The organism is Intrasporangium calvum (assembly GCF_028446585.1).
GTDB lineage: Bacteria > Actinomycetota > Actinomycetes > Actinomycetales > Dermatophilaceae > Intrasporangium > Intrasporangium calvum_A.
In genome coordinates, this window is sequence record NZ_JAPFQL010000009.1 from 1 (window position 1) to 21,784 (window position 21,784).

Annotated in this window: 23 protein-coding genes; 19 read left to right on the top strand and 4 right to left on the bottom strand. The window is 69.8% G+C overall.

What is annotated here, in order from left to right:
* Positions 1 to 109: 109 nt before the first annotated feature.
* Genes OO014_RS03395 through OO014_RS03420 form a run of 6 tightly spaced genes read left to right on the top strand, consistent with a single transcriptional unit; the run spans position 110 to position 7,149 of the window.
* Complete coding sequence (locus OO014_RS03395) at positions 110 to 433, top strand: hypothetical protein (RefSeq protein ID WP_272460863.1); 324 nt, start codon at positions 110 to 112, stop codon at positions 431 to 433.
* Entirely contained in the window at positions 433 to 1,431 is a 999-nt protein-coding gene (locus OO014_RS03400) for a hypothetical protein (RefSeq protein ID WP_272460864.1), read from the top strand. The genes OO014_RS03395 and OO014_RS03400 overlap by 1 nt, the downstream gene beginning before the upstream one ends.
* Before the next feature lie 3 nt (positions 1,432 to 1,434).
* Positions 1,435 to 2,958 carry a hypothetical protein gene (locus OO014_RS03405; protein WP_272460865.1) on the top strand — a complete coding sequence of 508 codons (1,524 nt, stop codon included), beginning with the start codon at positions 1,435 to 1,437 and terminating at the stop codon, positions 2,956 to 2,958.
* Between the two features lie 17 nt (positions 2,959 to 2,975).
* Complete coding sequence (locus tag OO014_RS03410) at positions 2,976 to 4,496, top strand: SCO6880 family protein (RefSeq protein ID WP_272460866.1); 1,521 nt, start codon at positions 2,976 to 2,978, stop codon at positions 4,494 to 4,496.
* Positions 4,493 to 6,022 carry an ATP-binding protein gene (locus OO014_RS03415; RefSeq protein ID WP_272460867.1) on the top strand — a complete coding sequence of 510 codons (1,530 nt, stop codon included), beginning with the start codon at positions 4,493 to 4,495 and terminating at the stop codon, positions 6,020 to 6,022. The genes OO014_RS03410 and OO014_RS03415 overlap by 4 nt, the downstream gene beginning before the upstream one ends.
* A 14-nt stretch (positions 6,023 to 6,036) precedes the next feature.
* The gene (locus tag OO014_RS03420; RefSeq protein ID WP_272460868.1) at positions 6,037 to 7,149 is read left to right on the top strand and encodes a peptidoglycan DD-metalloendopeptidase family protein; all 1,113 of its coding nucleotides are present in this window, start codon (positions 6,037 to 6,039) and stop codon (positions 7,147 to 7,149) included.
* Positions 7,150 to 7,355: 206 nt separating this feature from the next.
* Here the strand turns inward: OO014_RS03420 and OO014_RS03425 are convergent, their stop codons facing one another.
* The gene (locus tag OO014_RS03425; protein WP_272460869.1) at positions 7,356 to 7,505 is read right to left on the bottom strand and encodes a hypothetical protein; all 150 of its coding nucleotides are present in this window, start codon (positions 7,503 to 7,505) and stop codon (positions 7,356 to 7,358) included.
* 374 nt (positions 7,506 to 7,879) lie between these two features.
* Positions 7,880 to 8,893 (bottom strand): hypothetical protein, encoded by a 1,014-nt coding sequence (locus OO014_RS03430; protein WP_272460870.1) that lies wholly within the window; start codon positions 8,891 to 8,893, stop codon positions 7,880 to 7,882.
* A 275-nt stretch (positions 8,894 to 9,168) separates the two neighbouring features.
* Here OO014_RS03430 and OO014_RS03435 point away from each other — a divergent pair, with 275 nt between their 5' ends.
* Positions 9,169 to 9,564, top strand: coding sequence for a hypothetical protein (locus OO014_RS03435; protein ID WP_272460871.1), 396 nt, complete (start codon positions 9,169 to 9,171; stop codon positions 9,562 to 9,564).
* 87 nt (positions 9,565 to 9,651) lie between these two features.
* Positions 9,652 to 9,867 carry a hypothetical protein gene (locus OO014_RS03440; RefSeq protein WP_272460872.1) on the top strand — a complete coding sequence of 72 codons (216 nt, stop codon included), beginning with the start codon at positions 9,652 to 9,654 and terminating at the stop codon, positions 9,865 to 9,867.
* Positions 9,868 to 9,993: 126 nt separating this feature from the next.
* Here OO014_RS03440 and OO014_RS03445 read toward each other — a convergent pair whose 3' ends face one another.
* The gene (locus OO014_RS03445; protein ID WP_272460873.1) at positions 9,994 to 10,842 is read right to left on the bottom strand and encodes a hypothetical protein; all 849 of its coding nucleotides are present in this window, start codon (positions 10,840 to 10,842) and stop codon (positions 9,994 to 9,996) included.
* Positions 10,843 to 11,087: 245 nt separating this feature from the next.
* Between OO014_RS03445 and OO014_RS03450 the strand changes: the two genes are divergently transcribed.
* Together OO014_RS03450 and OO014_RS03455 are read left to right on the top strand one after the other, a co-directional pair.
* On the top strand, positions 11,088 to 11,522 hold the full coding sequence (locus tag OO014_RS03450) for a hypothetical protein (protein ID WP_272460874.1): 435 nt from the start codon (positions 11,088 to 11,090) through the stop codon (positions 11,520 to 11,522).
* Between the two features lie 105 nt (positions 11,523 to 11,627).
* The gene (locus tag OO014_RS03455; RefSeq protein ID WP_272460875.1) at positions 11,628 to 12,356 is read left to right on the top strand and encodes a DUF4386 family protein; all 729 of its coding nucleotides are present in this window, start codon (positions 11,628 to 11,630) and stop codon (positions 12,354 to 12,356) included.
* Between the two features lie 126 nt (positions 12,357 to 12,482).
* On the opposite strand, the gene OO014_RS03460 is transcribed toward OO014_RS03455, so the two are convergent.
* Entirely contained in the window at positions 12,483 to 12,791 is a 309-nt protein-coding gene (locus OO014_RS03460; RefSeq protein WP_334685027.1) for a helix-turn-helix domain-containing protein, read from the bottom strand.
* Positions 12,792 to 13,036: 245 nt separating this feature from the next.
* Between OO014_RS03460 and OO014_RS03465 the strand changes: the two genes are divergently transcribed.
* From OO014_RS03465 to OO014_RS03505, 9 genes are all read left to right on the top strand, one after another.
* Positions 13,037 to 13,348 (top strand): hypothetical protein, encoded by a 312-nt coding sequence (locus OO014_RS03465; protein WP_272460876.1) that lies wholly within the window; start codon positions 13,037 to 13,039, stop codon positions 13,346 to 13,348.
* Positions 13,349 to 13,491: 143 nt separating this feature from the next.
* On the top strand, positions 13,492 to 13,950 hold the full coding sequence (locus OO014_RS03470; RefSeq protein ID WP_272460877.1) for a hypothetical protein: 459 nt from the start codon (positions 13,492 to 13,494) through the stop codon (positions 13,948 to 13,950).
* Positions 13,947 to 15,428 carry a type IV secretory system conjugative DNA transfer family protein gene (locus tag OO014_RS03475; protein WP_272460878.1) on the top strand — a complete coding sequence of 494 codons (1,482 nt, stop codon included), beginning with the start codon at positions 13,947 to 13,949 and terminating at the stop codon, positions 15,426 to 15,428. Before OO014_RS03470 ends, OO014_RS03475 begins: the two co-directional genes overlap by 4 nt.
* Entirely contained in the window at positions 15,419 to 16,078 is a 660-nt protein-coding gene (locus OO014_RS03480; protein ID WP_272460879.1) for a hypothetical protein, read from the top strand. The genes OO014_RS03475 and OO014_RS03480 overlap by 10 nt, the downstream gene beginning before the upstream one ends.
* Positions 16,079 to 16,231: 153 nt before the next feature.
* Positions 16,232 to 17,515, top strand: coding sequence for an ABC transporter substrate-binding protein (locus OO014_RS03485; protein ID WP_272460880.1), 1,284 nt, complete (start codon positions 16,232 to 16,234; stop codon positions 17,513 to 17,515).
* A gap of 10 nt (positions 17,516 to 17,525) precedes the next feature.
* Complete coding sequence (locus OO014_RS03490) at positions 17,526 to 18,497, top strand: carbohydrate ABC transporter permease (protein WP_272460901.1); 972 nt, start codon at positions 17,526 to 17,528, stop codon at positions 18,495 to 18,497.
* Positions 18,494 to 19,321, top strand: a complete 828-nt coding sequence (locus tag OO014_RS03495; protein WP_272460881.1) for a carbohydrate ABC transporter permease — start codon at positions 18,494 to 18,496, stop codon at positions 19,319 to 19,321. The genes OO014_RS03490 and OO014_RS03495 overlap by 4 nt, the downstream gene beginning before the upstream one ends.
* Before the next feature lie 6 nt (positions 19,322 to 19,327).
* The gene (locus OO014_RS03500; RefSeq protein ID WP_272460882.1) at positions 19,328 to 20,707 is read left to right on the top strand and encodes a glycoside hydrolase family 13 protein; all 1,380 of its coding nucleotides are present in this window, start codon (positions 19,328 to 19,330) and stop codon (positions 20,705 to 20,707) included.
* Entirely contained in the window at positions 20,661 to 21,782 is a 1,122-nt protein-coding gene (locus OO014_RS03505) for a LacI family DNA-binding transcriptional regulator (protein ID WP_272460883.1), read from the top strand. The genes OO014_RS03500 and OO014_RS03505 overlap by 47 nt, the downstream gene beginning before the upstream one ends.
* Positions 21,783 to 21,784: the final 2 nt, after the last annotated feature.

The window sequence follows — 21,784 nt, forward strand, 5'->3', positions numbered from 1 at the left end:
CCTCCGCGGTCGTCGCGGCGGCCGCCGCCACCGCCCTCGAGCTTATGCCCACCGCCGACCTGCCAAGCCCCGCCGCTCCGTTCTCTGCCCGGAAGGGATCAACACCGTCATGACCACCGCCACCACCACGACCTTCACAACCGTGTCGGCAGCTTGGCGCGCCGACGTAGCCGCGCGTATCTGCCCCAAAGCCCCCGGCGACGCCCAGCTGTATGCCGACCAGATCACCGGATACGTGCTCTGGGGCGTCCTCGTCCTCTTCGGGGTCGGCATCATCGTCGGCATCGGCGCCATTGTCGCGGGCCGCGTCTTCTCGATGCCGCACGCGTCGAAGGCCGGCGTCGTCGCCGTCGTGGTCGTCTTCCTCGCCGCGGTCGCCTACATGGTGCTGCCCGGCATGGTCGCGGCCATCACCGGCCAGGGGTGCATCTGATGACGCCGCCCCGGACATCGGCCACGCAGCTCACTGCGGCGCAGTCCTCCACCTCCGCCCTCGAGCCTGACCCCGGCTGGGGGCGCAGGAAGCTGATCGCCATCCTCGCCGCCGCCACGACCGCGGCGCTGCTGATGCTGACCGGCCTCGGCTACGCGATCCACTTCGCGATCACCCCGGCCGAGCAGACGACACCGGCGCCCGGCGAGGGCAGCCAGGTGAGCCAGCCCGGCGGCATACGCCCCACTGGCACACCCGCCGCCGGGCTCTCGACCGACGAGCGGCGGGACCGGATCGCCGCCGCCCCGATGCCCCCGGCCGCGCCAGCGGACGCGCAGCCGGCCCCGCCGGCGACCGAGCTGGCCGAGCCGATCACCATCCCGCCCGCCACGACGGCAGGGCCGGCGATGGTGCCGTCCGGGTTCCCGCGGACCCCGGAGGGCGCGGTCGCCCAGCTGGCCGCGATCGAGACCACGGTGCTGCAGGCGATGTCCATCCCCGTCGCGCACGCCGTCCACGACGCCTGGGCCCTGCCAGGCGGGACGGGAGCGGATGACTGGTCGCTGACCGGCCACGTCCGATCCTTCCTCGGCGCCGCCCGGATGGGCGCGGAGAAGGACCTGCGCACCGTCGTGATGGCCACCCCGGCCGCGGCGCAGGTCAAGGGCACCGACGGGCCCGACTGGGTGCTCGCCTGCGTGCTGCTCGAGGTGCGCGCAGTGATCGAGTCCGAGGCCCGGATCGGCTACGGCCACTGCGAACGGATGCAATGGCAGCCCGACACCGGCGACCAGACCGGCACGGCTGGAGGGCGGTGGATGATCGCCCCCGGTGACCCGCCCGCCCCGGCCCCATCGACCTGGCCGGGCACCGAGCCGGCGATCGCGGCCGGGTGGCAGACGTGGGTCGACGCCGAGCCCGCAGCGGCCCCCGGCAGCCACGATCCCGCCGCCACCGTCCCCACTGACGGCGCGGGTGCGGCCGAGGACCGGGGGTGAGCCGTGGGACCCGGGATCATCGACCTGTTCGCTGGCCTGGCTGGCGCGGCCGGCAAGGCCGTCGCCGACGCATGGACCGTCGCGATGCTCGGCCTCTGGAACGCCGGCCTGTGGATGATGCGGCTCGTCCTCAACTTGATGGACGCCTTCCTCACCCCGGACCTGAGTGAGGACGGCCCCGGAGCGCAGGTCTACCGGGTGACGTTCTGGATCGCAGCCACCCTCGTGGTCACGATGGCGATGGTCCAGCTCGGCGTCGCCGCCCTGCGCCGCGACGGCAAATCGCTGGCGACCGTGCTGGTCGGCGCCGGCCAGTTCGTCATCGTCTGGGCCGGGTGGATCGTCTACGGGGTCGCGGTCGTCGCCGCCTGCGGGGGACTGACCCGGGCGCTGATGGACACGCTGCTGTCGGTGCAGTCCTGGTCGGCGTGGCAGCCGTGGAAGCCGCTGCAGGTCGGTGACCTCGTCGACGCCACCGTCGCCACCGTCCTTGGCCTGATGGGGCTGCTGCTGTGGCTCGCCGCGATCGGGCACCTGCTCGTCATGCTCACCCGCGCCGGCGCGCTCATGGTCCTCGTCGCCACGACCCCGATCTCCGCGGGCGGGCTTGTCTCCGAGGCGGGCCGGTCGTGGTTCTGGAAGAGCCTGCGCTGGTTCCACGCCGCCGCGTTCACCCCGGTCCTGATGGTCCTGGTCCTCGGTCTCGGCGTGCAGATGACCACCGGCGTCGCCAACGGCCTGGCCGACAAGGCCATGTCAGCGGTCGGCACCGCCCTTCCCGGAGTGATCCTCATCCTCATCGGCGCCGTCTCCCCGCTCGCGCTGTTCAAGCTCCTGGCGTTCGTCGACCCCGGCACCCCGTCCGGCGCGGCGCTGCGCGCCGGCCTGTCCGCGCAGGGCGGGATCCAGGGCCTGCTCGCCGGCCGCCCTGGCGCCGGGGCCGCGTCGACGTCGTCGGCGGCGTCGAGCACCGACGGGCAGGGCCGCTCCCACGCCGAGAGCGCGGGGGAGGCCTCAACCGGTGCCCGGTTCGGGCAGGCCGAGCGGGGCCTGCTCGGCCTGGCCGGCCCCGTCGGCGGCCTCGCAGCGCAAGGGCTTGGGCTGATGCAGGCCGTCGGCGCCAAGGGCGCCGCGATCGGAGCCGACGTCACCAACCAGACCGGCGCCGGGCACCAGTCCTGGCACCCCGACTTCGGCGGCATGCCCGCCAGCCGCCGAACCGACTCCGGCAGCGCGGGGCGCCCCGATGGCGGCGGCGACGATGCCGGCGGTACCTACGCTGCCGGCGGATTCTCGGGTGGTCCCGCCCCGTCCACGCTCCCGCCAACTCCACCACCCACCGCGCCATCCCCGACCGGCACTGGGCAGGACCTGCCCGCCGCAGCCCGCACCGGCCACGGCGCGGGCGACGCCCCGAGCAGCGGCCCGGCCGGCGGATCCCCCGCAGCGTCACCGGCAGCCGCCTCGACCGGTGGCGCCGGGGCAGCCGGTGGCGCCGCAGCCGCGACCCCGATCATCCCCGTCTAGGAAGGCGAGCAACGCGCATGGCCGTCATCTACAGCGACTACCGCCGCGACAGGATCGGCTGGTTCTTCGGCCTGTCCGGGCGGCAGCTCGCCACCATCGCCGCGGCGAGCCTGCCGGTCTTCTGGTCCATCCAGCAGGGCCTGTGGCGCTCCGCGCTGGCGTTCCTCGCCCTGTGGGTGCTCGTCCTCGTCGTGACCGTCACCCCGATCCGCGGCCGCTCCGCGACAGGCTGGCTGCTCGCCACCCTCGCCCACACCATCGGCGGCCTGACCGGCTGGACCCGGTTCACCGCCCGCGCCGCCGCCGGACGCGCGGGCGACCTGAGCGTCCCGGACCTGCCCGGGGTCCTGCAGGGCGTCCAGGTCCACGACGGCCCACCGACCGGGCCCGCCCTGGAGCGGGTCGCGATCATCCAGGACCACGCCGCCCGGACCTGGGCCGTCACCGCCGCCATCGTGCACCCCGGCATCGGCCTGACCGAGGCTGGCGACCGGGCCCGGCAGGGCGCGGGCCTGGCCGAGCTGCTCGACCTTGCCTCCCGGACCGAGCTCGTCGACGAGATCCTCTTCACCGTGCGCACCGTCCCCGAGGACGGCGCCGAACGCGACCTGTGGACCGCCCGCCACCGCCACCCCCACCACTCAAACCCCGGGCCCGCGCTGGCCCGCCGGGTCAACGACGACCTGCAGGCCGGCCTCACGACGGCATCGGTGCGCACCGAGGCCTTCATCACCCTGGTCGCCCCCGAGACCCGGATGAGCCGTGACGCCAGAGAGTCCGGCGGCGGCATCGACGGACGCGCCCGCGTCCTGCACGGCCTCATGGCCGAGGTCGAAGCCCACCTGCGCGGCGCGATGGCCATGACCAGCGTCCACTGGCTCACCTCACCCGAGCTGGCGCTGGCCTGCCGGACCGGCTTCGCCCCCGGCGACCGGGCCGGGATCATCGAGGCCCTCGCCGCCCACGAGACCGACCCGGGTGTGAACGCGGACGTGCCCTGGGCGCTGGCCGGCCCGTCCGGCGCCGACCCCATCCTGCGGCACTACAGCCACGACGCGTGGAACTCCATCAGCGCCACCCTCAAGCTGCCCGCCCGCGGCGCCGCAATGGGCGCGCTCGCCCCGGTGCTGACCCCGACCGAGCCCGGCGAACGGCGCAGCGTGCTCGTCGCCTACCCGATCCTGCGGCAGAGCTCCGCGGACCGGCGCTCGGCGACCAGCGAGTGGGCCGCCGACCTCGGCGACGAGCTGCGCGCCAAGGCCAAGGTCAAGCAGCGCGCCAAAGCGAGAGCCGAGGCCGACCGGACCCGCGGCATGGACGCCAAGCTCGCCCGGGGCCACGCCATGACCCGCCCGTACGCCGTCGCCACCGTCACCGTCCCCAAGACGGCCCGGATCAGCGAGTACGGGCGCCGGCTCGACGCCGCCGTCCGCCGCGCCGGGTACGCCCCGCTGCGGCTGGATCTCGCCCAGGACGTCGGCTTCGCCGCCAGCTGCATCCCGCTCGGGGTCAGCCTGACCCGCAAGGGCGACGCATGACCCCCGGGACCTCGTCCCGAGGCGCGGGGCGACGGGGTAGGGGAGTAGCCCGGCTGCTCGCCGACTTCGGCCACGATCTGCCCGTCTCACCGCAGCCGGTCCGCAGCGCGCGCGACCCGCGATTGTTCCGCTACGCCCCCAGGCGCGGTCAACGGCATACCGGACGGGGGTGGGCGGCCGCGACCGCCTCCGTGGCGGCGTGGCGGATGACCTCCGACCAGGCGCCGGTCCTGTGGCCGTTCATCTCCGCGCCCGGGCTGCCGCCGACCGGCGCGCAGATGGGCATCGACCAGCTCTCCGGCGGCAGCTTCTACGCCGACCCGCTCGGCTGGGTGCTGCGCGACGACGTGCCCGTCACCAACCCGAACGTCTTCGCGTTCGGCAAACCCGGCCGCGGCAAGAGTGCGACCGTCAAGGCGTTCGTGCTGCGGATGATGGACTTCGGCTACCGCACCCTCGTCGTGGGCGACCCGAAGGACGAGTACGAGAAGCTCTGCCACGCCCTCGGCGTGCAGCCCTTCGCGATCGGCCACGGCTTGCCCGCCCGGATCAACCCGCTCGCGTTCGGGCCGCTCGGCCACGGGTGGGAGCACCTCGACCCCGCCGCTGCGCAGGCCCGGGCCGCGGTGGTCTTCGCCCGCTGGCTCACCCTGATCCGCGGCCTGGTCGGCAGCCAACGCATCGGCGAGCACCGGGTGCCGTTCGGGCCCTGCGACGAGGTCGTCGTCAAGACTGCCCTCGCGGACCTCACCGGCTACGCCCACGGGCAGACCTGGCTGCGGGAGGTCACCATCCCCCAGCTGTGGCAGGCGCTCGATACGCCCACCGACGCCCTCGTCACCGAATGCCGGTACGCGACCCGGCAGCAGTTCCTCGACGACACCCGGCTACTGCGCGACGCCCTCGGCCAGCTCGTCACCGGGGCCCTGGCCGGCCTGTTCGACGACCACACCACCATCGACGTGGACTGGGCGGCGCCCATCCAGTCCCTGAGCCTGTCCCGGCTCGAGCCCCTCGGCGACGACGCCGTCGGCATCGCCCTGACCTGCCTCAACTCCTGGGGGCGCGCCATGCGCGAAACCGCCGCCCCCGGCGACCTGCGCATCGTCGTCCGGGACGAGTCGTGGAAGCAGCTGCGGCTCGGGCCCGAGGCCGTCAAGAGCTTCGACGCCGACCTGCGCATGTCCCGCCGCGACGGCGACATTCAGTTCGCCGTCGCTCACAAACCCTCGGACCTGCTCTCCGCCGGCGACACCGGTTCCCAAGCCGTCACCATCGCCAAGGACCTGCTGCACCTGGCCGACATCAAGATCCTCCACGGCCAGGACGCCGCCGTCGCCGACGAGCTCGAGACCATCCTCGGCCTCGGACCCATCGCCCGCGACCTGGTCACCGGCTGGGCCATGCACGGCAAAGGCCGAGCCCTCTGGTGCGTCGGAGAACAGGCCTACAAGGTCCAGACCGTCCTGCATACCGCAGAGCTGGAGATCGCGTTCACCAATGACGCCCTCACCGGCGCCGCCTGAGCCCGGGCGTCCTCGTGGGCAAGGTCCTCGCCGTTGCAGCGCTCGTCGTCGCGGTCGTGTGCCCCCCGCTGCTCGTCGCGCTTATGGTCGCCGGGGCCGCGGGGTCGGCGGCCGCCTCCGCGGCCGGGACGTGCGGGGGAGCGGTGCCCGCGACCGGCTCGTGGCGGCCGCCGTTCGTGCAGGCCTACACGTTGTCGCCGCGCGGCATCGGCTGGCGCTACCACCCCGTCTTCAAACGCATGAACTTCCACGGCGGGCAGGACATGTCCTCCCAGCCCGGACCCGGCCCGGTCGTCGCCGTCGCGACCGGCCGCGTCGTCCGCGCCGGCTGGGACACCACCGGCTACGGCAACGTCGTCGATCTCCAGCACGGCGGCGGCATCCAGACCCGCTACGCCCACCTCGCCACCATCGACCCCGCCATCGCTGCCGGCGCAACCGTCACCGTCGGGCAGCAGCTGGGCGTCGAGGGCTCCACCGGCGCCAGCACCGGCAACCACCTCCACTTCGAAGTTGCCGTACGCGGCGAACGCGTCGACCCGATCGCGTTCATGCGCGACCACGGCGCCCCCCTCGACGGGCGCGCCGTCGGACCCTCCGGCCCGGTGGCGGGGGGACCACGCGAGGCGGCTCCGTCGGACGCATCAACCGCGCCGCTGCCACCACCGGGGCAGCCGAGGCGGAACTCCCTGCACAACCCGCCCCAGCCGATCCCCGACGACATCCTCCGGCTCTACATCGAGGCCGGCCGGAAGTACCGGATCCCCTGGCAGCTGCTCGCCGGGATCGGCATGGAAGAGACCGCCCACGGCCGCCTCACCGGCGTCTCGTCGGCCGGCGCCAGAGGGGTCATGCAGTTCATGCCCGCCACCTGGGCCACCTACGGCATCGACGGAGACGGGGACCGACGAGCCGACATGACCAACAACGCCGACAGCATCCACTCCGCCGCAAACTACCTCGACCACACCGGAGCCCGAACCGGCGCCGACGGAGTCCGCCGGGCGCTTTATGCCTACAACCACGCCGACTGGTACGTAAACGACGTCCTCTACTACGCCCAGGCCTACAGGGCGGGTGGCCTCACGGGCACATATGTCCGATGCCCCAGCCCCTCGCGACGGTGAACGGAGGCCCGAAGGCCGCCCGGGAGTTCCGTCAAAAGGGCGCGTCACACCGCCCAGAGTGACGCACGGGGTCTCGGTCTTGGCCGACGCGTTTTGACCAGACCTCGATCAGACCGGCAGAGTGCGGGCCCACGCTCGTACATGGTTTCCTGCGTATCGAGCCACATCGTGCTGGGGACCACGCCCCCACCGGGAGGGATACGCCTTTAGGCCAAGTCCCGCCCGAGCATCCCGGGGCCCGCTGACACGGCATCGAGAGCGACCATGAACGGCGCCGACTCGTCCCAGAGACCGCCAGTAATGAAGTGATGGGTGTCGCCGAGCACGCGCACCTCGTCACCGCGCTTCGTGGCCAAAGGCACCACCCATCCACGCGAGCGAGTCCTCACCCGCGACGGTCCAGTCGTTCGCGGCCGCCGACCCGAGCGCCGGCTCCCACCCCCACGCCTCGCCAACCTTCAAGCACTCCTCGGCCAAGGCACCCAACGACGCGCCCAGCCTCTTGCCGTCACACCACCTGGCGCGTGCCCGGACAGTTTCCGCGCCGGCCTCGACCGTCCGCTCCGCCTACTCACGAAACCGAGTCTGGCCCGCGCCTCGCCACCCACCCAAGCCGTGCAGACTCGATTCTTTGCAGAGGGTTGCAGGGAAGGCGTCGCGCCGAACTCACGCCACCCGAGTGCAGAGCATGCAGGCCGACCGGACGGACCTGCCCAACGGCAGCTGACGGTCAGGTCGCTGAAGCGGCCGGCTTCAGGACCCCCGGGAGGACCCTCTCGATCGCGTCGGCGAACTTCTCCACCGGCGTCGGATCCGCGCCGAAGTAGCTGAAGGTCGCCGCCAGCACTTGGAAGTACGCAACGACCGCCGCCGTACAGAGCCGCTCGAGGAACTCGGTGTCGACGACGAACAGGCTGCTGACGTGGTCACCGTGGTCCTCGTCCCAGTGCCGCATCTGCCGGGCCTGGTACAGCGTCGGGTGAGTACCGCTGGACAGGAAGTCATACATGCCGCTGGCCTGGTCGTCGCTCAGGTTCCCGCCCGCGTGGTCGCGGAGCAGCGCGTAGAACCACGTCACCCCGTCCTCGACTCCGGGACGGACCTGATCACCGAGCTCACCCTTGGAGATCGAGGTCGCATCGGCTCCGGGGTACGCCGCGATCATGCGGCGGCGGACCTCCTTCCACCGTTTCTGAGCGTCCTGGTGGACGGGGTCGGTCTTCTCCCCCAGATGCCCAGCGGTGCGCTTGGCGATCTCCGAGCTCAGGAGCTCCTCCAGGTACGCGCGCGCCAGTCGCTGCTCGGCGGCGTCGCTGGGCTTCCCCAGAACCCACATCGCTCGGGCACAGTTCTCGATGGTGCTACGTGCGAGCGGCTTGGGCGCGAAGTGCACCTCGCCGGTCTCGAACAGCACGGCCATCGCGGCGAGGTGGCCGCCGCCGATGGAGAGGTAGGTGGCGACCACCTCGGAGACCAGGTGAAAGCCGGCCCAGATGCCGTCCATAAACTCATTCGGATCGAACTTCTCGAGGACGGCCTGGTCCAGGGCCGCCTGGGAACCTGGCGCCGGCTTCCAGTGGAACGTGGTTGATGAGGACAAGAACGTGTCGCGGCCCATCCACATCAGGGTGGCCAGTTCCTGGTGACGCTCAAGCGGGGTGCCGAAGGTGGCCGTGCCTGTCGGCTCGGCAGGTTCTCCTGTCGAGCTGGTGCTCTCGGTCGCGGGGTCGTGCGCTTCGGCCACGGTTCAACGCTACGTGAGCCGGCGCCTTTGGCGACGGGATCTTCCTCCCCGGTGGGCGACTTCTCACCGGCCAGCCGACTCCAAGGGCGGGAGCTTCAGCGGGGTACCGGCCCGAAGCAAGTCAGACGAATGCCGCCCACGGACGTCGCCCTGCTGTGAGGCGCGGGCCAGTCCATGCCAAGAAGGCCGGCGACGAACATATCCAAGACGTTCCGACCAGACCGCCTCGTTCGGCCCGCCAAACTGAACTCACCAACCCCGTCCCAGGAGCACCCGTGACCCTCGAACCCGACGTCCGCGACTACGGCCCCAACGACAATCGCCAGTACGTCCTGTTCAAAGACAACACACCCGTCTGCCTGGCCTGCGTCGGCGAAACCCAGTACGACATGGACGGCGACATCGGCCGCCCAGCATCACTCAAACTGATCTGGACCCCAACCAACCATCGCGGCAACGGCTACGCCCCCACCCTCGCGACCGCGATCTGGGCAAAGTTCCCCGACCTCACCCACGACGGCCACCTCAGCACCCACGGCACCAAACTCGTCACCAAGCTCGGCATCCCCCTCGAAGTGGGCCGCACACCCCAGCCCTACGACGACACCGAAGCCGAAGCAACAGGCCAATCCACATGGGACAAATGGGCAACCGCAACCCCCAACCCGTAGTGCGTCACCCCGCCGCCTGTCGACCAAGCCGAGTTTCCACTACGGCGCCGGTACCGGGAGTTGCGCGATGGCTGGCAGGATGCCGCCATGACGTCTCGGGACGCGACTCTGGTCGTGGCGCTCGTCCTCTTGGCCGTCGGTGTGTTTCGTGACGTTGCTCGTTCAGCGCGCGAGAAGGGCGCACCCAACGGGCCCCTCGGCGGAACCCTGCGCCCGGTGTCTTGGGGCGGCTTCATCCGGGGCCTTCCCTGGTACGTCGCTGGTGGCCTTCTGCTCGCCGTCGTTGCGTGGGGCGACGGGTAGAGAGACGCCGACGGAGCGGGCATGCAATACCTCTCCTCGTCATGCCGCGGAGCCTGGGCTGGGAATCCGCGTCACAACGCCGCCTGTCGGCGTCCTCCCTTTCCCGAGTCTGCCGCTGGGAGCTCGTCAGTCGCCGAGCGGGATGAGCTTGTAGTGCAGTCGCACAACCGATGCCGACGAGAGCCTCAGATGGTGGTCGGTTCGCAGGGTTCCCTCGTCGTCGATATAGACCTTGAACGTCTCGTGGATGGGTACGCGCGCAGCATGGGTCCCGTGCTCGTCGACGACGACATAGGCGCCGTTGCTTCCGAAGGGTCCAGCCGGCGAGTTCAGTTCAAGACCGCCCCCGGGCAGAATTCGTGGCTTCAAGAACACTTGCACGTTGCCGTGTTCGAGCGGGAAGGCGACGTGCACGCTTGGTTGCGGCTCGCCGGGCAGCAGCCGGGTCGAGTAGCAGCCGCTGTAGACGTATTCGCCTGTGGCACGGAGCGTTCGTAGCCAGCCGGCCGAAACGGGTTCGCCATTCGCGTCAAGGATGAGCTCGACCCGGCTGTCCATCCCGTAGGCGACATCGAGGGGCCGCGTTGGCAACGCCAGTTGCTGGACCCGGCGTCCCCACAGCCGTGAGATGAGTTCGCCGCCCGGCTGGAACAGCGGATTCCATTGTGTCCATACCTCCATGCGCCAATCCGAGGTGTGCTCATAGAAATCGCGAATCCTGGGGTGGAGTGCAGCCGCTTGGAACTCTGGGCCGTCGAGTTGCTGCATGTCGGCGAGGAGGCCAGCGCCAGACTGATCTTTCGCTACCTTGCCACCGAGCTGGAGCGCAGCTCGCTCAAGCCAGCCGTCGCCGACCGTCGAGCCGTCGTGCATGGGCGCCTGCAGCCACCGGTGCTCACCCGCGAGATCGACTGGCTGTCCGCGCAAGCGCCAGAACATACGGGTCGCCCGGTCGAGGCTGGGGAGCAGAGGCACGGGATGAGCGTGTCACAGTGGTTTGCTCCAACTGGCAACTGCGGCGCGGCACATCCGTACTCATTTGCCGCAATCAGCAGGGTCGCGCGACGTGAGTCTGTCCGCCGCCTGCCGGGCGTGCTCACGGGACGCTTCTGAGGTCAGGGTGCCCGGGCCTGTACGCTCCCGGACGTTGGCGTAAGACGAGTTCGGAGAGCCATGTGATCATCTGTCTTCGTGGGTCCGTGCGCTCGTTGTGGTCGCCGATGGTGGTCCTCGTCGGCCTGACGTTCTCAATGCTTGGGGTCGTGATGCTAACGATGCCGAGGGAACCCGGCGTCACACAGCCGACCTATGTCAGCGGCCTGGTGATCGGCGCGGTTTGCGTCGTGCTGGGCCTGCCCTTCGTCTGGGGCGGTGCACGGATGGGAATCCTTCGAGATGGCCAGTGCCTGCGGGTCCGGCAGCTCTTCAGCCGCGCGCGGCCGCTGTGTCCCGAAGACATCACCGGTTTCATCATCGACGAGGTGGAGCACCACACGCTGCCGTTGATGCAGATCCAGCCGGGCATCGTTCTCGCCGATGGAACCCGGATAGAGATCAGTGGCCTCGCGACCTATCGCGTCATCCCGGGCTCAACCCGCCGTGTCCAGACAGCTGTCGGGCGGATGGCCGAGTGGACGGGAAGACCCCTGCTGTAGTGCCCCACATCGCCGCGAAACGGACGCATCGAGATCTGCCGCTCGGGCTGGTGATGCTGGCGACATCAAGCTGCTGGCGGGAGCTCCTAGCAGGACGATGATGTCGTGTCGGCGCCCAACGGGACTGCATCCGAAGGCGCGGCCGAGGCCCTTGTGGCGGATGTCCGCCAATGGTCTGGGCTGGTGCTCACGGGGGCCTGGGCGGCCCTGGCCAGTGTGGCGATGATCGTGGTCCAGGTGGCGATCTTCACGGTGTGGCCGCCGCCCGACACGGCGCAGGGGATGTTCGAGCTGTTGGTCCAGAATCCGCTGCTCGGGCTCATCGCGCTGGATGTGCTCTACGTGGTCAGCAACCTTCTGGCGTACCTGCTGTACTTCGCGCTCGCTGTCGTGCTCTGGCGGGTGAGTCGGTCGGCGGTGGTGCTGGCCCTCGCGTTCGGAGTGCTCGGGATGGCCGCGTACATGGCCTCGCCCCGCCCGGTGGAGATGCTGCAGCTGGCGCACTCCTACGCGGCCGCCGGCACGGCCGGGCGGGAGGCGCTGCTCGCCGTCGGTGACGGCATGCTCGCGACGTGGAAGGGCACGGCGTTCGACGTCTACTACTTCTTCAATCTGGTGACGCTGCTCGTCCTGGCGCTGCTGATGTATCGCAGCCGAGTGCTCGGCAGGTCCGCGGCGGTGTGGGGGTTGGCAGCGGCAGTGTTGATGGCGGTCCCGTCGAACTTCGGGACTGCGGGTCTCGTCTTCTCCCTCGCCTCGCTGCTGCCTTGGGCGGTGTTCGCCATCTTGGTGGGCCGACGACTGTTGGCGCTGGTCGCGGCAACCCGGGTTTGAGCGTTGACTGGGGCCGTTCCAGCCAGTGTGTCGCTCGGCCAGCCCATCGGCGCCGACTCCATCGCAGGTCGCCCGCGCGGGCACTCCCGTCGTGGGGGAGCTCACGGTTCCCGACGATCGTGTGCGTCAGTTCTCTCTACGCGACGCCTGAACCCGGATGTCGCGGTCGGCATCGCTGTCGCTGACATCCTCTCGGTCAAGTGCGTCCTCGTCGCCGACCCGCGTCTTGCGGTATTGCGCTTGGATCCACTGGTCGAGCTCCCGGTTCTCGACGCGCCACTGGCCACGACCGCCGATCTTGATGGCGGGCAGGTCCCCAGCCCGCACCAGCGCGTACACCTGGGCTTCGCTGGTGGCAAGCATCGCCGCGACCTGCTTGAGGGTGAAGAAGCGGTGGGGCAGGCCCTCCTCGAAGGGCTCGGGTTCAATCGGCACGGCGACATCCTGCACTACGCGGCATCTCGGCCCGGTTCCCTTCGCACAGGCCGGCGAAGTGGGACCGGCCCTCGTATCGGGGGGCGACGAGGGCCGGTCATGCGCCGCTGGACTCAGGGGGGTGTCGTTGCGGCGCTGCGGCAAGCCTACGGGGCGACTCGCGGACCTTGTTGCGCGACGGACGCGTGTCGCCGGCGTCCAGAGTGAGTTCGAACGGGTGTTCTGGTCCGTGGCACCATGGAGGGATGACTGGCGGCATGACACCTCCGTCCGGGGGAGGGGTGCCCCTGAAGGATCGGCCCGTTGCTGGGCCCGGAGCCCAGACCAAGGCCGCGGGCCAAGCCCAGACCGAGGCCGCGGGCCAAGCCCGGCGGGCCAGGCACTGCTGGGTGTACAGCGCCACCGGCGATGAGGCCGTTCATGCCGGGCTCGTGATCGAGTGGCGCAGGGGCAGCGAGGGGTGGTCGGCTCTCGTGACCTATGTCGTGGACGACCAGGGCAGCCCCGTCGTCGTGACGCAGTGGCTGGACGGAGCGCTGCTGCAACCCGCACGGTAGGGGCCGCTTCGCCCCAGCCACCCGTATCGACCCGAGTCACCGAGTCTGGCCTGCCGGTGACAAGCCTGCATTGCTCGCTCGTCGGGTGACCGTGGCCGCGCCTGCCGCCCCTTCCGGGGAGAAGAACGGAAGGGAGCTTGGCCATGCAGCGCGCTCGTCGCAACGATCCTCACCCGACCCCGTGGGAGGTGCCGCTCGCGATCGTCGTCGGAGCGCTTCTCCTCATCGTGGTGGGCGCCCACGTCGGTCGGGGGGTCGCCAACCTGCTCAGCGCCGGCTGGTGGGAGTTCCCGGACCGGGCGGACTTGTTCACCAGCCTCCCCGGTCTTCTCGGGGGTGACGCCAGTGCGGGCTTGACGGCGGCGCACCCGACGGTCGCGCCGTCCACCGTGCTGTGGGTCTGCATTGCCGCTGTCGAGCTGGTCGTCCTGGGGCTGATCGTCGCCGGGATCAGGGCCGGCCTTCGACTCTGGGGCCCGTCCAGGGTTCGGGGCGTGGCGACCCGGGAGGAGGCGGAGCGGCTGCTCGGCCGGTCCCGGCTGCGCCGCCATGCGGCGATCGTCCGCCCCGACCTGTACGGCAAGGGCCGGGGGCGAGCATGAAGACCGTCACCCTGGTCCGTCGGATCGACCCGGCCGCGATCGGCTGGCCGCTCGGGCGGGCTCACGAGCCGCGTGGCGGCGACCTGTGGGTGCCGTGGGATCGCACCGCTGGGGTGATCGGTCCGCAGGGCTCGGGCAAGACCCTCGATCTGCTCACCCCGGCACTGCTGGCCGCGCCCGGCGCTGGGCTGGTCACGCTCACGAAGCTCGACGATTTGCTCCTGACCTTGGCGGCGCGCTCCGGCGAGGGCCGGCCGTGCGTGGTGCTCGACCCGTTCGGCCTCGCGCCCGGGGTGCCGGAGCTGGTGTGGGACCCGATCGACGGGTGCGTCGATCCGATGGTCGCCGAGCGGCGCGCGAAGGCGTTCACCGCCGGCACCGTCAAGGGCGCCGTCCAGGTCGGCCAGGGCGATGACGCGGCGCGGTTCTACGCGGCTGAGGCCGCGAAGGTGCTCCAGGCGTACTTCCACGCCGCCGCGTTGACCGGGCGCACCCTCGAGGACGTGTTGCGCTGGGTCGCGAACCCGCACGCGGCGTCCGAGCCGACCGAGATCCTGCGAGCCCACCCGCACGCGGCACCGTTCTGGCATGGCCTGCTGCACGGCGCCCTGCACGGCGACGACCGGACCGCCGGCAACACGATCACCACCGTCCAGCAGGCGATGAGCCTGTTCTTCCAGGAGGACATCCGCCGCCGCTGCGTCCCCCGGCAGGGATACCCGGCCACCGACATCGCGAAGCTGATCGAGGCCCGCGGCACGATCTACCTGCTCGGCCGGGAGGACCCCTACGCGTCCGCGTCCCCGCTGATGACGGCGCTGGCGGAGCACGTCCTCGACACCGCCCTCGCCCTGGCGAACCGGTCCCCGTGGGGGCGGCTCTGCCCGCCGATGCTCGCCTGTCTGGACGAGCTGCCCTCGACCGCGCCGCTGCCGACGCTGCGCACCCGGATGGCGAACGAGCGCGCGCTCGGCATCTCTTTCATCTACGCCGCGCAGACGTGGCGGCAGCTGGCCGCGATCTTGGGCGAGCAGGAAGCCAGGGCCCTGTTCGGCCTGAGCAACGTGCTGGTCATCTTCGGCGGCTCCAAGGACGTCGCGTTCAACCAGGAGGTCTCCGACCTCGTCGGCACCACCCGCGTCAGGCGCACCACCTGGCAGAGCGGCAGCGGCGGCAGCCGGGGCGGGCGGTCCACCTCCGGCGAGGACATCCCGATCCTGCGTCCGGAGGAGATCCGCCAGATCCCCGACCGTCACGCCCTGGTCGTCGCCGAGAACGGGCGACCGATCATCGCCCGCCTGAGCCGCTGCATCGACGGCAAGGACGGCCGGCGTCTCCTGCGCGACCAAGCCCGGGCCCGCGACGAGCTGGCGACCGCCCGCCGCACCGCCCCCGCCGCGGCCGCTCGAGCCGCCGACGCGCTGGCCGAGGCACGCCGGCGGGGCCTGGCCCCGGAGAGCATCGAGACGTGGCGCTGAACCCGCCGACCCTGACCGACGGCACCGACGAGCGGGCCCGGCCCATGGTCATGCCTTTCCCGGAGGTGGGCCCGCTGATGCGGGTCGCCTACCGCGAGCTGGGCATCCTCGCAGCCGGCAGCGAGCAGCAGATCCGTGCCCTCGGTGATCCGGCGCGGCTGCCGCGGCCGTGGGACCCGGCCACCTGCCGCCACCCCGACCTGCGCGCCGAGGTGTGGGCCTGGCTCGACGCCGTCGTCGAATGGGTCAATCACGAGCACCTCTGGGACGTCGCTGCGGTCATCCCGCCGTGCTGGCCCCACCACCCGCACCTGGTCCGCGAGCTCGCCGTGCTGGCCGACCAGCGCCGCCGCGCCGGCGCCACCCTGACCAGCGACCTGCTCGAGGACTGGCACCGCTCCACACTGCCCGGCTTCCTAGACCGGATGCGCGCCCGCCTGCGGAACCACTGCGACGAGGGCCACCAGGCGTGGCCCAGCAAGGGCCGCCACATCCGGCACACCGATCAAGCGAGCCGGGCCGAACGCGCCGACCTGTTCCGTGGCGACGTCGCCGCTGCAACAGCCGGCGTCCATCGGGGCGTGTCGCCGCAGCGACTGTCCGTCGTCGACCTCGAGACCGGCGAAGTCAACGAGGACTGGGTGCCTTGACGAAGCTCGGGGAGGGTCGGTCGCTGGACCCTCCTGCAGGGAGCGGGTGGGGGAGTGGCCAGAAGATCCTCCGCGAAGGGTCTTGACAGCGCCCACCCCATGGTCAAAGGTTCCGGTTAGTAAACCGAGTTACTAACCAAGGAGGTATCCGGCATGACAAGGAAGTCTGTACGGGTGGCGGTCGCTTTGGCGGCCTCTCTCGGAGTGATGGCCACCGCGGCCTGTGGTGGTGGATCGGCACCCGCGGCCGGCTCCGCCGGGAACGGCAAGGCCGAGCTGACCGTGTGGCACTACTGGGACGGCAACAACGGCGACACATTCGCCTCCATGGCCAAGACCTTCGAGGGCTCCCACCCGAACACCACGCTGAAACTGGTCAACGTTCCCGGCTCGGATCTGCTCACCAAGCTGCAGGCTGCAGCGCAGTCACGCACCCTTCCCGACATCGTCATCGGCGACCTGGTGACCGTGCCGCGCATGGCCAAGACCGGGCAGGCCGTCGACCTCAAGCCCCTCGTCGGCGAGAACACGTGGTCCGACATCTACCCCGAGATGCTGAAGTTCGGCAGCCAGGACGGAAAGCAAATCTCCATCCCTGTCTCCTCCAACACTCTGGCGTGGATGTTCAACAAGACCGACTTCACCAAGGCCGGCCTGGACCCGGCCAACCCGCCCCAGACATGGGACGAGCTCAAGGCGGCCTCGGCCAAGATCCGACAGGCGACGGGCAAGCCCGGCTTCGAGCTGTTCACGACGCCCGGCACTGACGGCGAAGGCGTGACCTGGAACTTCCAGGTCTCCCTGTGGCAGGCCGGCGGCGAGTTCCTCAACCAGGACAACACCAAGGCCGCGTTCAACTCGGAGGCAGGGAAGAAGGCCCTTCAGTTCTGGGTCGACCTGGTCAAGGCCAAGGACAGCCCACTCGCTCCTTGGGGCGAGTTCGAGAAGGGCAAGGCCGCCTCCGCACAGGAAGGCTCATGGATGGCTGGCATCTGGAAGCCGAAGCCGCCGTTCGACTTTGGCGTGGCACAGATCCCGCACCCGGCCGACGGGCAACCCGCCACCAACATGGGTGGCGAGCAGGCGGTCGTGTTCACGCAGGACAAGGTAGAGCAGAAGGCCGCCGGCGAATTCCTGACCTGGTTCGTCGACCCGGCCCAGAACACCTCCTGGAGTGAGAAGACCGGATTCCTGCCTGTCCGCAAGTCAGTCGCCGAGTCGGCCGAGTACAAGGACTTCGTCAAGAACACCCTTCCCGAGCTGCAGCCGTTCGTCGACGCCCTCCCGACGGCGAAGGCCCGTCCGGCAACCCCGCTCTACCCGCAGGTCTCCCTCGCCTTCGCCAAGCAGGTGGAGGAGGCCCTGCATGGCAAGGCTGTTGACCAGGCACTGGCAGACGCAGAGACCCAGGTCAACGCGATCCTCAGCGGCAAGTGAGACGGTCGTGATGGGCGTGCGTGACCGAACGGCTGAGGTTGGCCGCGGGCCAAGCACGCCCATCACGCACCCGGCCGTGCAACGAGCCGGGGCCGCCCCCCGCCGCGTCCGCCGGAGTTATCGCCGTGGCGACCTGATAACCGCGGCCTTGTGTCTGGCCCCGGCACTGCTGGTCATCGGGCTGTTCGTGGTGTACCCCTTGGTGGCCACGGGACTGCTCTCACTGACCAGCTGGGACGGCATCAGCCCGGACCGGCCATTCGTGGGACTGGACAACTACGGCAAGCTCATGGCCGATCCGGCCTTCCGCAACTCGATGGTCGTCACGGTCCTTTACGGGCTCGGAGTCAGCGTCCTCAGCGTCATCACGGGGGTGGGCGCGGCAGCACTGCTCAACAGTGCCTTCCGTGGCCGCGCGGTATACCGCACCGCGTTCTTCCTGCCTGTCGTCACTTCCTCGATTGCCGCAGCCGCGGTCTGGAGGTACCTCTTCGATGTCAGCGGTCCGGTCAACTCCGCCCTCGAGCAGGTCGGGCTGGGCGAAACCAACTGGCTCGGTGATCCGCATCTGGCCTTGGTGAGCCTGACGTTGCTAACGGTCTGGAAGCAGCTCGGCCTGAACACGGTTCTCTACCTCACGGCCATGCAGGCCCTTCCCGCCCAGGTGTACGAGGCGGCTGCCCTCGACGGCGCCGGACCCTGGCAGCGGATGAGGCACATCACGCTTCCCCTGCTTGCACCGATGACCTTTTTCGTCGTCGTCCAAGCACTTGTCGTGACGTTCCAGTCCTTCGATCTGGTTTACCAGCTGACCGCGGGCGGCCCGATGGGCGGCACCGAGGTCGTCGGATTCCTCGTATACCGGACGGCGTTCGTCACCGGGCAGTTCGGTTACGGAGCCACCATCGCCTATGCCGGCTTCGCGCTGGTCTTCGCGCTGACCTGGATCCAGTGGCGCCTGGGTGGGAAGGACCAGACATGAGCAGGCCGTATGCCGCCGCACGCGCTCTTGGCCGTCACCTGCTCCTGCTCGGCCTCTCCGTCCTGATCGTGGCGCCATTCGCATGGATGATCACTACCAGCCTCAAGTCCTTCGACAAGGTGCACCAGCCTCCCTATCTGGTCCCGGAGCAGTTCGAGTGGTCCAACTACCCGCAGGCCTTGGCCGCGGCCCCCTTCGCCGGCTACTACCTGAACTCGGTGGTCATGGCGGCGGGCATCGTGGCCGGCCACCTGCTGCTCGACACGCTGGCCGCCTACGCGCTTGCCCGGCTGCGGTTCCCGGGTCGGAACGCGATCTTCCTGGGGCTGGTCGCGACGATGCTGGTACCGACGTTCCTGACGGTGCTGCCCGCGTTCGACCTGGTCATCCGCTTCGGGTGGTTCAACAGCTATGCCGCGCTCATCGTGCCCCGGCTCGCGGACGTCTTCGGGATTGTCGTGATCCGCGGGTACCTGCTATCTCTTCCCATGGAGCTCGACGAGGCGGCCAGGATCGATGGGGCCAACCGGATGCAGATCCTGTTTCGGATCCTCCTGCCCTTGAGCAAGCCGGCACTGGTCAGCGTCGCCGTCTTCTCGTTCCTCTTCGCCTGGAACGACTTCCTTTGGCCACTACTGGTCACCAGCGACGACCAGTACCGGACGATCCAGCTGGGCCTGGCCGCCTTCACCAGCAAGTACGGGCCGTATCCGCACTATCTGATGGCCGGCACCGTCATCGCGGCCGTGCCCGCCATCGCCATCTTCATGTACCTGCAGCGCAGCCTGGTGCGCGGCCTCGCCGCCACCGCAGTCAAGGAGTGAAACCTCGTGACCGACAGCCCCGACAGGCGTGGACCCGACTGGGTACGTGACGCGATCTTCTACCAGATCTTCCCGGAGCGGTTCGACAACGCGGACCCCGCGACCGACCCTCCTGGCGTCGAGCCGTGGGGAACGCCACCCACCCGCGACAACCTCATGGGCGGGGATCTGCCCGGGATCACCCGACGGCTGGAACACCTCCGATCGCTCGGGGCCAACGCCCTGTACCTGACCCCGGTCTTCAGCGCCACGACGAACCATCGCTACGACGCCACCGACTACTACACGATCGACCCGCGGCTGGGCGGCGATACCGCATTCGCGACATTCCTCGACTCGGCGCACGACATGGGGCTCCGCGTTCTGCTCGACGCCGTGTTCCATCACTGCGGCTACGACCACCCCTTCTTCCAGGACGTCATCGCCCGCGGCGACCAGTCGGAGTACGTCAACTGGTTCTCGGTGGCCCAGTTCCCCGTCAGCGCGAACCCGGAGCCGAACTACCTCACCTGCTCGGGCTGCTGGTACCTGCCCAAGCTCAACGTGCACAACCCCGACGTGCGCGACCACCTCTTCGGCGCTGCCCAGAAATGGATGAGCGCGGGAATCGACGGCTGGCGTCTGGACGTGCCCTACATGCTCGAGAACCCGCGGTTCTGGGAGCAGTTCCGCGCCGTGGTCAAGGGGCACGACCCGGAGCAGTACATCGTCGCTGAGGTCTGGGAGAAGGCCACCGAGTGGACCACCGGAGCCACCTCTGATGCGGCCATGAACTACCGCCTGCGTGACGCCATCTTGAACTTCGTCTCGGAGTGGAGAGGCGGAGGTGAGTCGTTCGCCGCCGAGCTCGATGAGATCGACAAGGAGATCCCGCCCGACGCGAAGGGACTCATGTTGAACCTGCTCGGGAGCCACGACACCGAACGCGTCCTGACCCACTGCGGCGGCGACGTCGAGGCAACAAAGCTCGCCTTCGCGCTGCTGTTCACCGCAGAGGGAGCCCCCATGGTGTACTACGGCGACGAGATCGGCATGACCGGGTTCAACGACCCGGACTGCCGTGGCGCCATGATCTGGGACGCAGCCCGTTGGAACCATGAACTGCTCGCCTGGGTACGTCAACTCGCGGCCTTGAGGCAGGCGCACGTCGCCCTCCGCCGCGGCAGCGAGCGCACCATCCAAGCCGCCGAGAACACCATCGTGCGAGCCCGCGTCCACCCCGAGGAGGAACTGCTCATCCTGGCAAACCGAGCTCGGACTGGCGTGCATGTCGCGGTCGCAGGTTTCGCTGGCCGCCCCGGAACCGATCTGCTCACCGGAGAGCAGGTCAGGTGCGACGATGTCGCTGTGCCAGGGATGGGGGTTTCCATTGTCAAGCTTGAGTGACGGCGTGCGAAGAGCTACGGCCAAGGACGTCGCCAAGGCCGCAGGCGTGTCGCGTACATCCGTGTCCTTCGCCTTCAACGACCCTGCGCGACTCGGTGACGCCACACGTCAACGCATTCTGAAGGCGGCCGAAGAACTGGGCTACCGACCGGACCCTGTCGCAAGAATGCTCGTGCACGGCCGTACGAATTCGCTGGGCATCCTTCTGCCACAGGATATTCCGCAAGCCATGGAGAACCCGTACTACACCCAGTTCATCATCGGCGTGGGTCAGGTGTGCCACCAAGAGGGCTACACGCTGCTGCTCGTCCCACCACTGCGCAACTCCATGCTCGAAGCCATTCCCTACGCGGCCGTAGACGGATTCATCGTCTCCGGACTCGAGAAGGACCGCGGCGAAGTCGCGGAGCTCGAGCGACGCGGCATCCCCTACGTCCTCGTCGACAGCGACGGCGACCACACCTCGCCCAGCGTCGAGGTCGATGACACGGCCGGCGCGGCGGCAATGATGACCCACCTACTCGACCTGGGCCACCGGCGCATCGCCATCCTCGCATTCGAGTCCGGTCCCGAGAACGCCGCCGGAGAGTACCGCGGGCCGCTGGGACGACGCGTCACCGGCATCGACCAGGCACTCGCCGCCGTCGGGCTCAGCCGCGACAACGACAACGTGACCCTGACGGAGGTGCCCTGCACCAGAGCTGAGGGCTACAAGGCGGGACTCGAGCTGCTCCGGGGGACCAACCGTCCCACGGCAGTGTTCGCCCTCTCAGACATCCTCGCAGCAGGCGTCCTAGATGCGGCCTACGAACTGGGTGTGGCAGTCCCGGCTGAGGTGTCCGTCGCAGGCTTTGACGACCAGCCGGAGGCCATGTGGGTCCGTCCCCGACTGAGCACGGTCCGCCAGCCAACCGAAGCCAAGGGGCGCGTCGCCGCGGACTTCCTGGTCTCGACCATCCACGGCAACGCACGCCACCCGCACCAGAAGCTGCACACCGCTGTGATCGTTCGCGAGTCCACCGCTCCGCCGCCGCGGTCTGCGGAACCATCCCCCGAAGCCATCGCCATGGCCTGATT

Excerpts from the sequence above, each read along its gene's own strand:
- OO014_RS03395 (WP_272460863.1), top strand. The coding sequence starts at position 110 with ATGACCACCGCCACCACCACGACCTTCACAACCGTGTCGGCAGCTTGG.
- OO014_RS03475 (WP_272460878.1), top strand. The coding sequence starts at position 13,947 with ATGAAGACCGTCACCCTGGTCCGTCGGATCGACCCGGCCGCGATCGGC.
- OO014_RS03415 (WP_272460867.1), top strand. The coding sequence starts at position 4,493 with ATGACCCCCGGGACCTCGTCCCGAGGCGCGGGGCGACGGGGTAGGGGA.
- OO014_RS03490 (WP_272460901.1), top strand. The coding sequence starts at position 17,526 with ATGGGCGTGCGTGACCGAACGGCTGAGGTTGGCCGCGGGCCAAGCACG.
- OO014_RS03410 (WP_272460866.1), top strand. The coding sequence starts at position 2,976 with ATGGCCGTCATCTACAGCGACTACCGCCGCGACAGGATCGGCTGGTTC.
- OO014_RS03450 (WP_272460874.1), top strand. The coding sequence starts at position 11,088 with ATGGTGGTCCTCGTCGGCCTGACGTTCTCAATGCTTGGGGTCGTGATG.
- OO014_RS03400 (WP_272460864.1), top strand. The coding sequence starts at position 433 with ATGACGCCGCCCCGGACATCGGCCACGCAGCTCACTGCGGCGCAGTCC.
- OO014_RS03495 (WP_272460881.1), top strand. The coding sequence starts at position 18,494 with ATGAGCAGGCCGTATGCCGCCGCACGCGCTCTTGGCCGTCACCTGCTC.
- OO014_RS03505 (WP_272460883.1), top strand. The coding sequence starts at position 20,661 with ATGTCGCTGTGCCAGGGATGGGGGTTTCCATTGTCAAGCTTGAGTGAC.
- OO014_RS03440 (WP_272460872.1), top strand. The coding sequence starts at position 9,652 with ATGACGTCTCGGGACGCGACTCTGGTCGTGGCGCTCGTCCTCTTGGCC.
- OO014_RS03470 (WP_272460877.1), top strand. The coding sequence starts at position 13,492 with ATGCAGCGCGCTCGTCGCAACGATCCTCACCCGACCCCGTGGGAGGTG.
- OO014_RS03485 (WP_272460880.1), top strand. The coding sequence starts at position 16,232 with ATGACAAGGAAGTCTGTACGGGTGGCGGTCGCTTTGGCGGCCTCTCTC.
- OO014_RS03465 (WP_272460876.1), top strand. The coding sequence starts at position 13,037 with ATGACTGGCGGCATGACACCTCCGTCCGGGGGAGGGGTGCCCCTGAAG.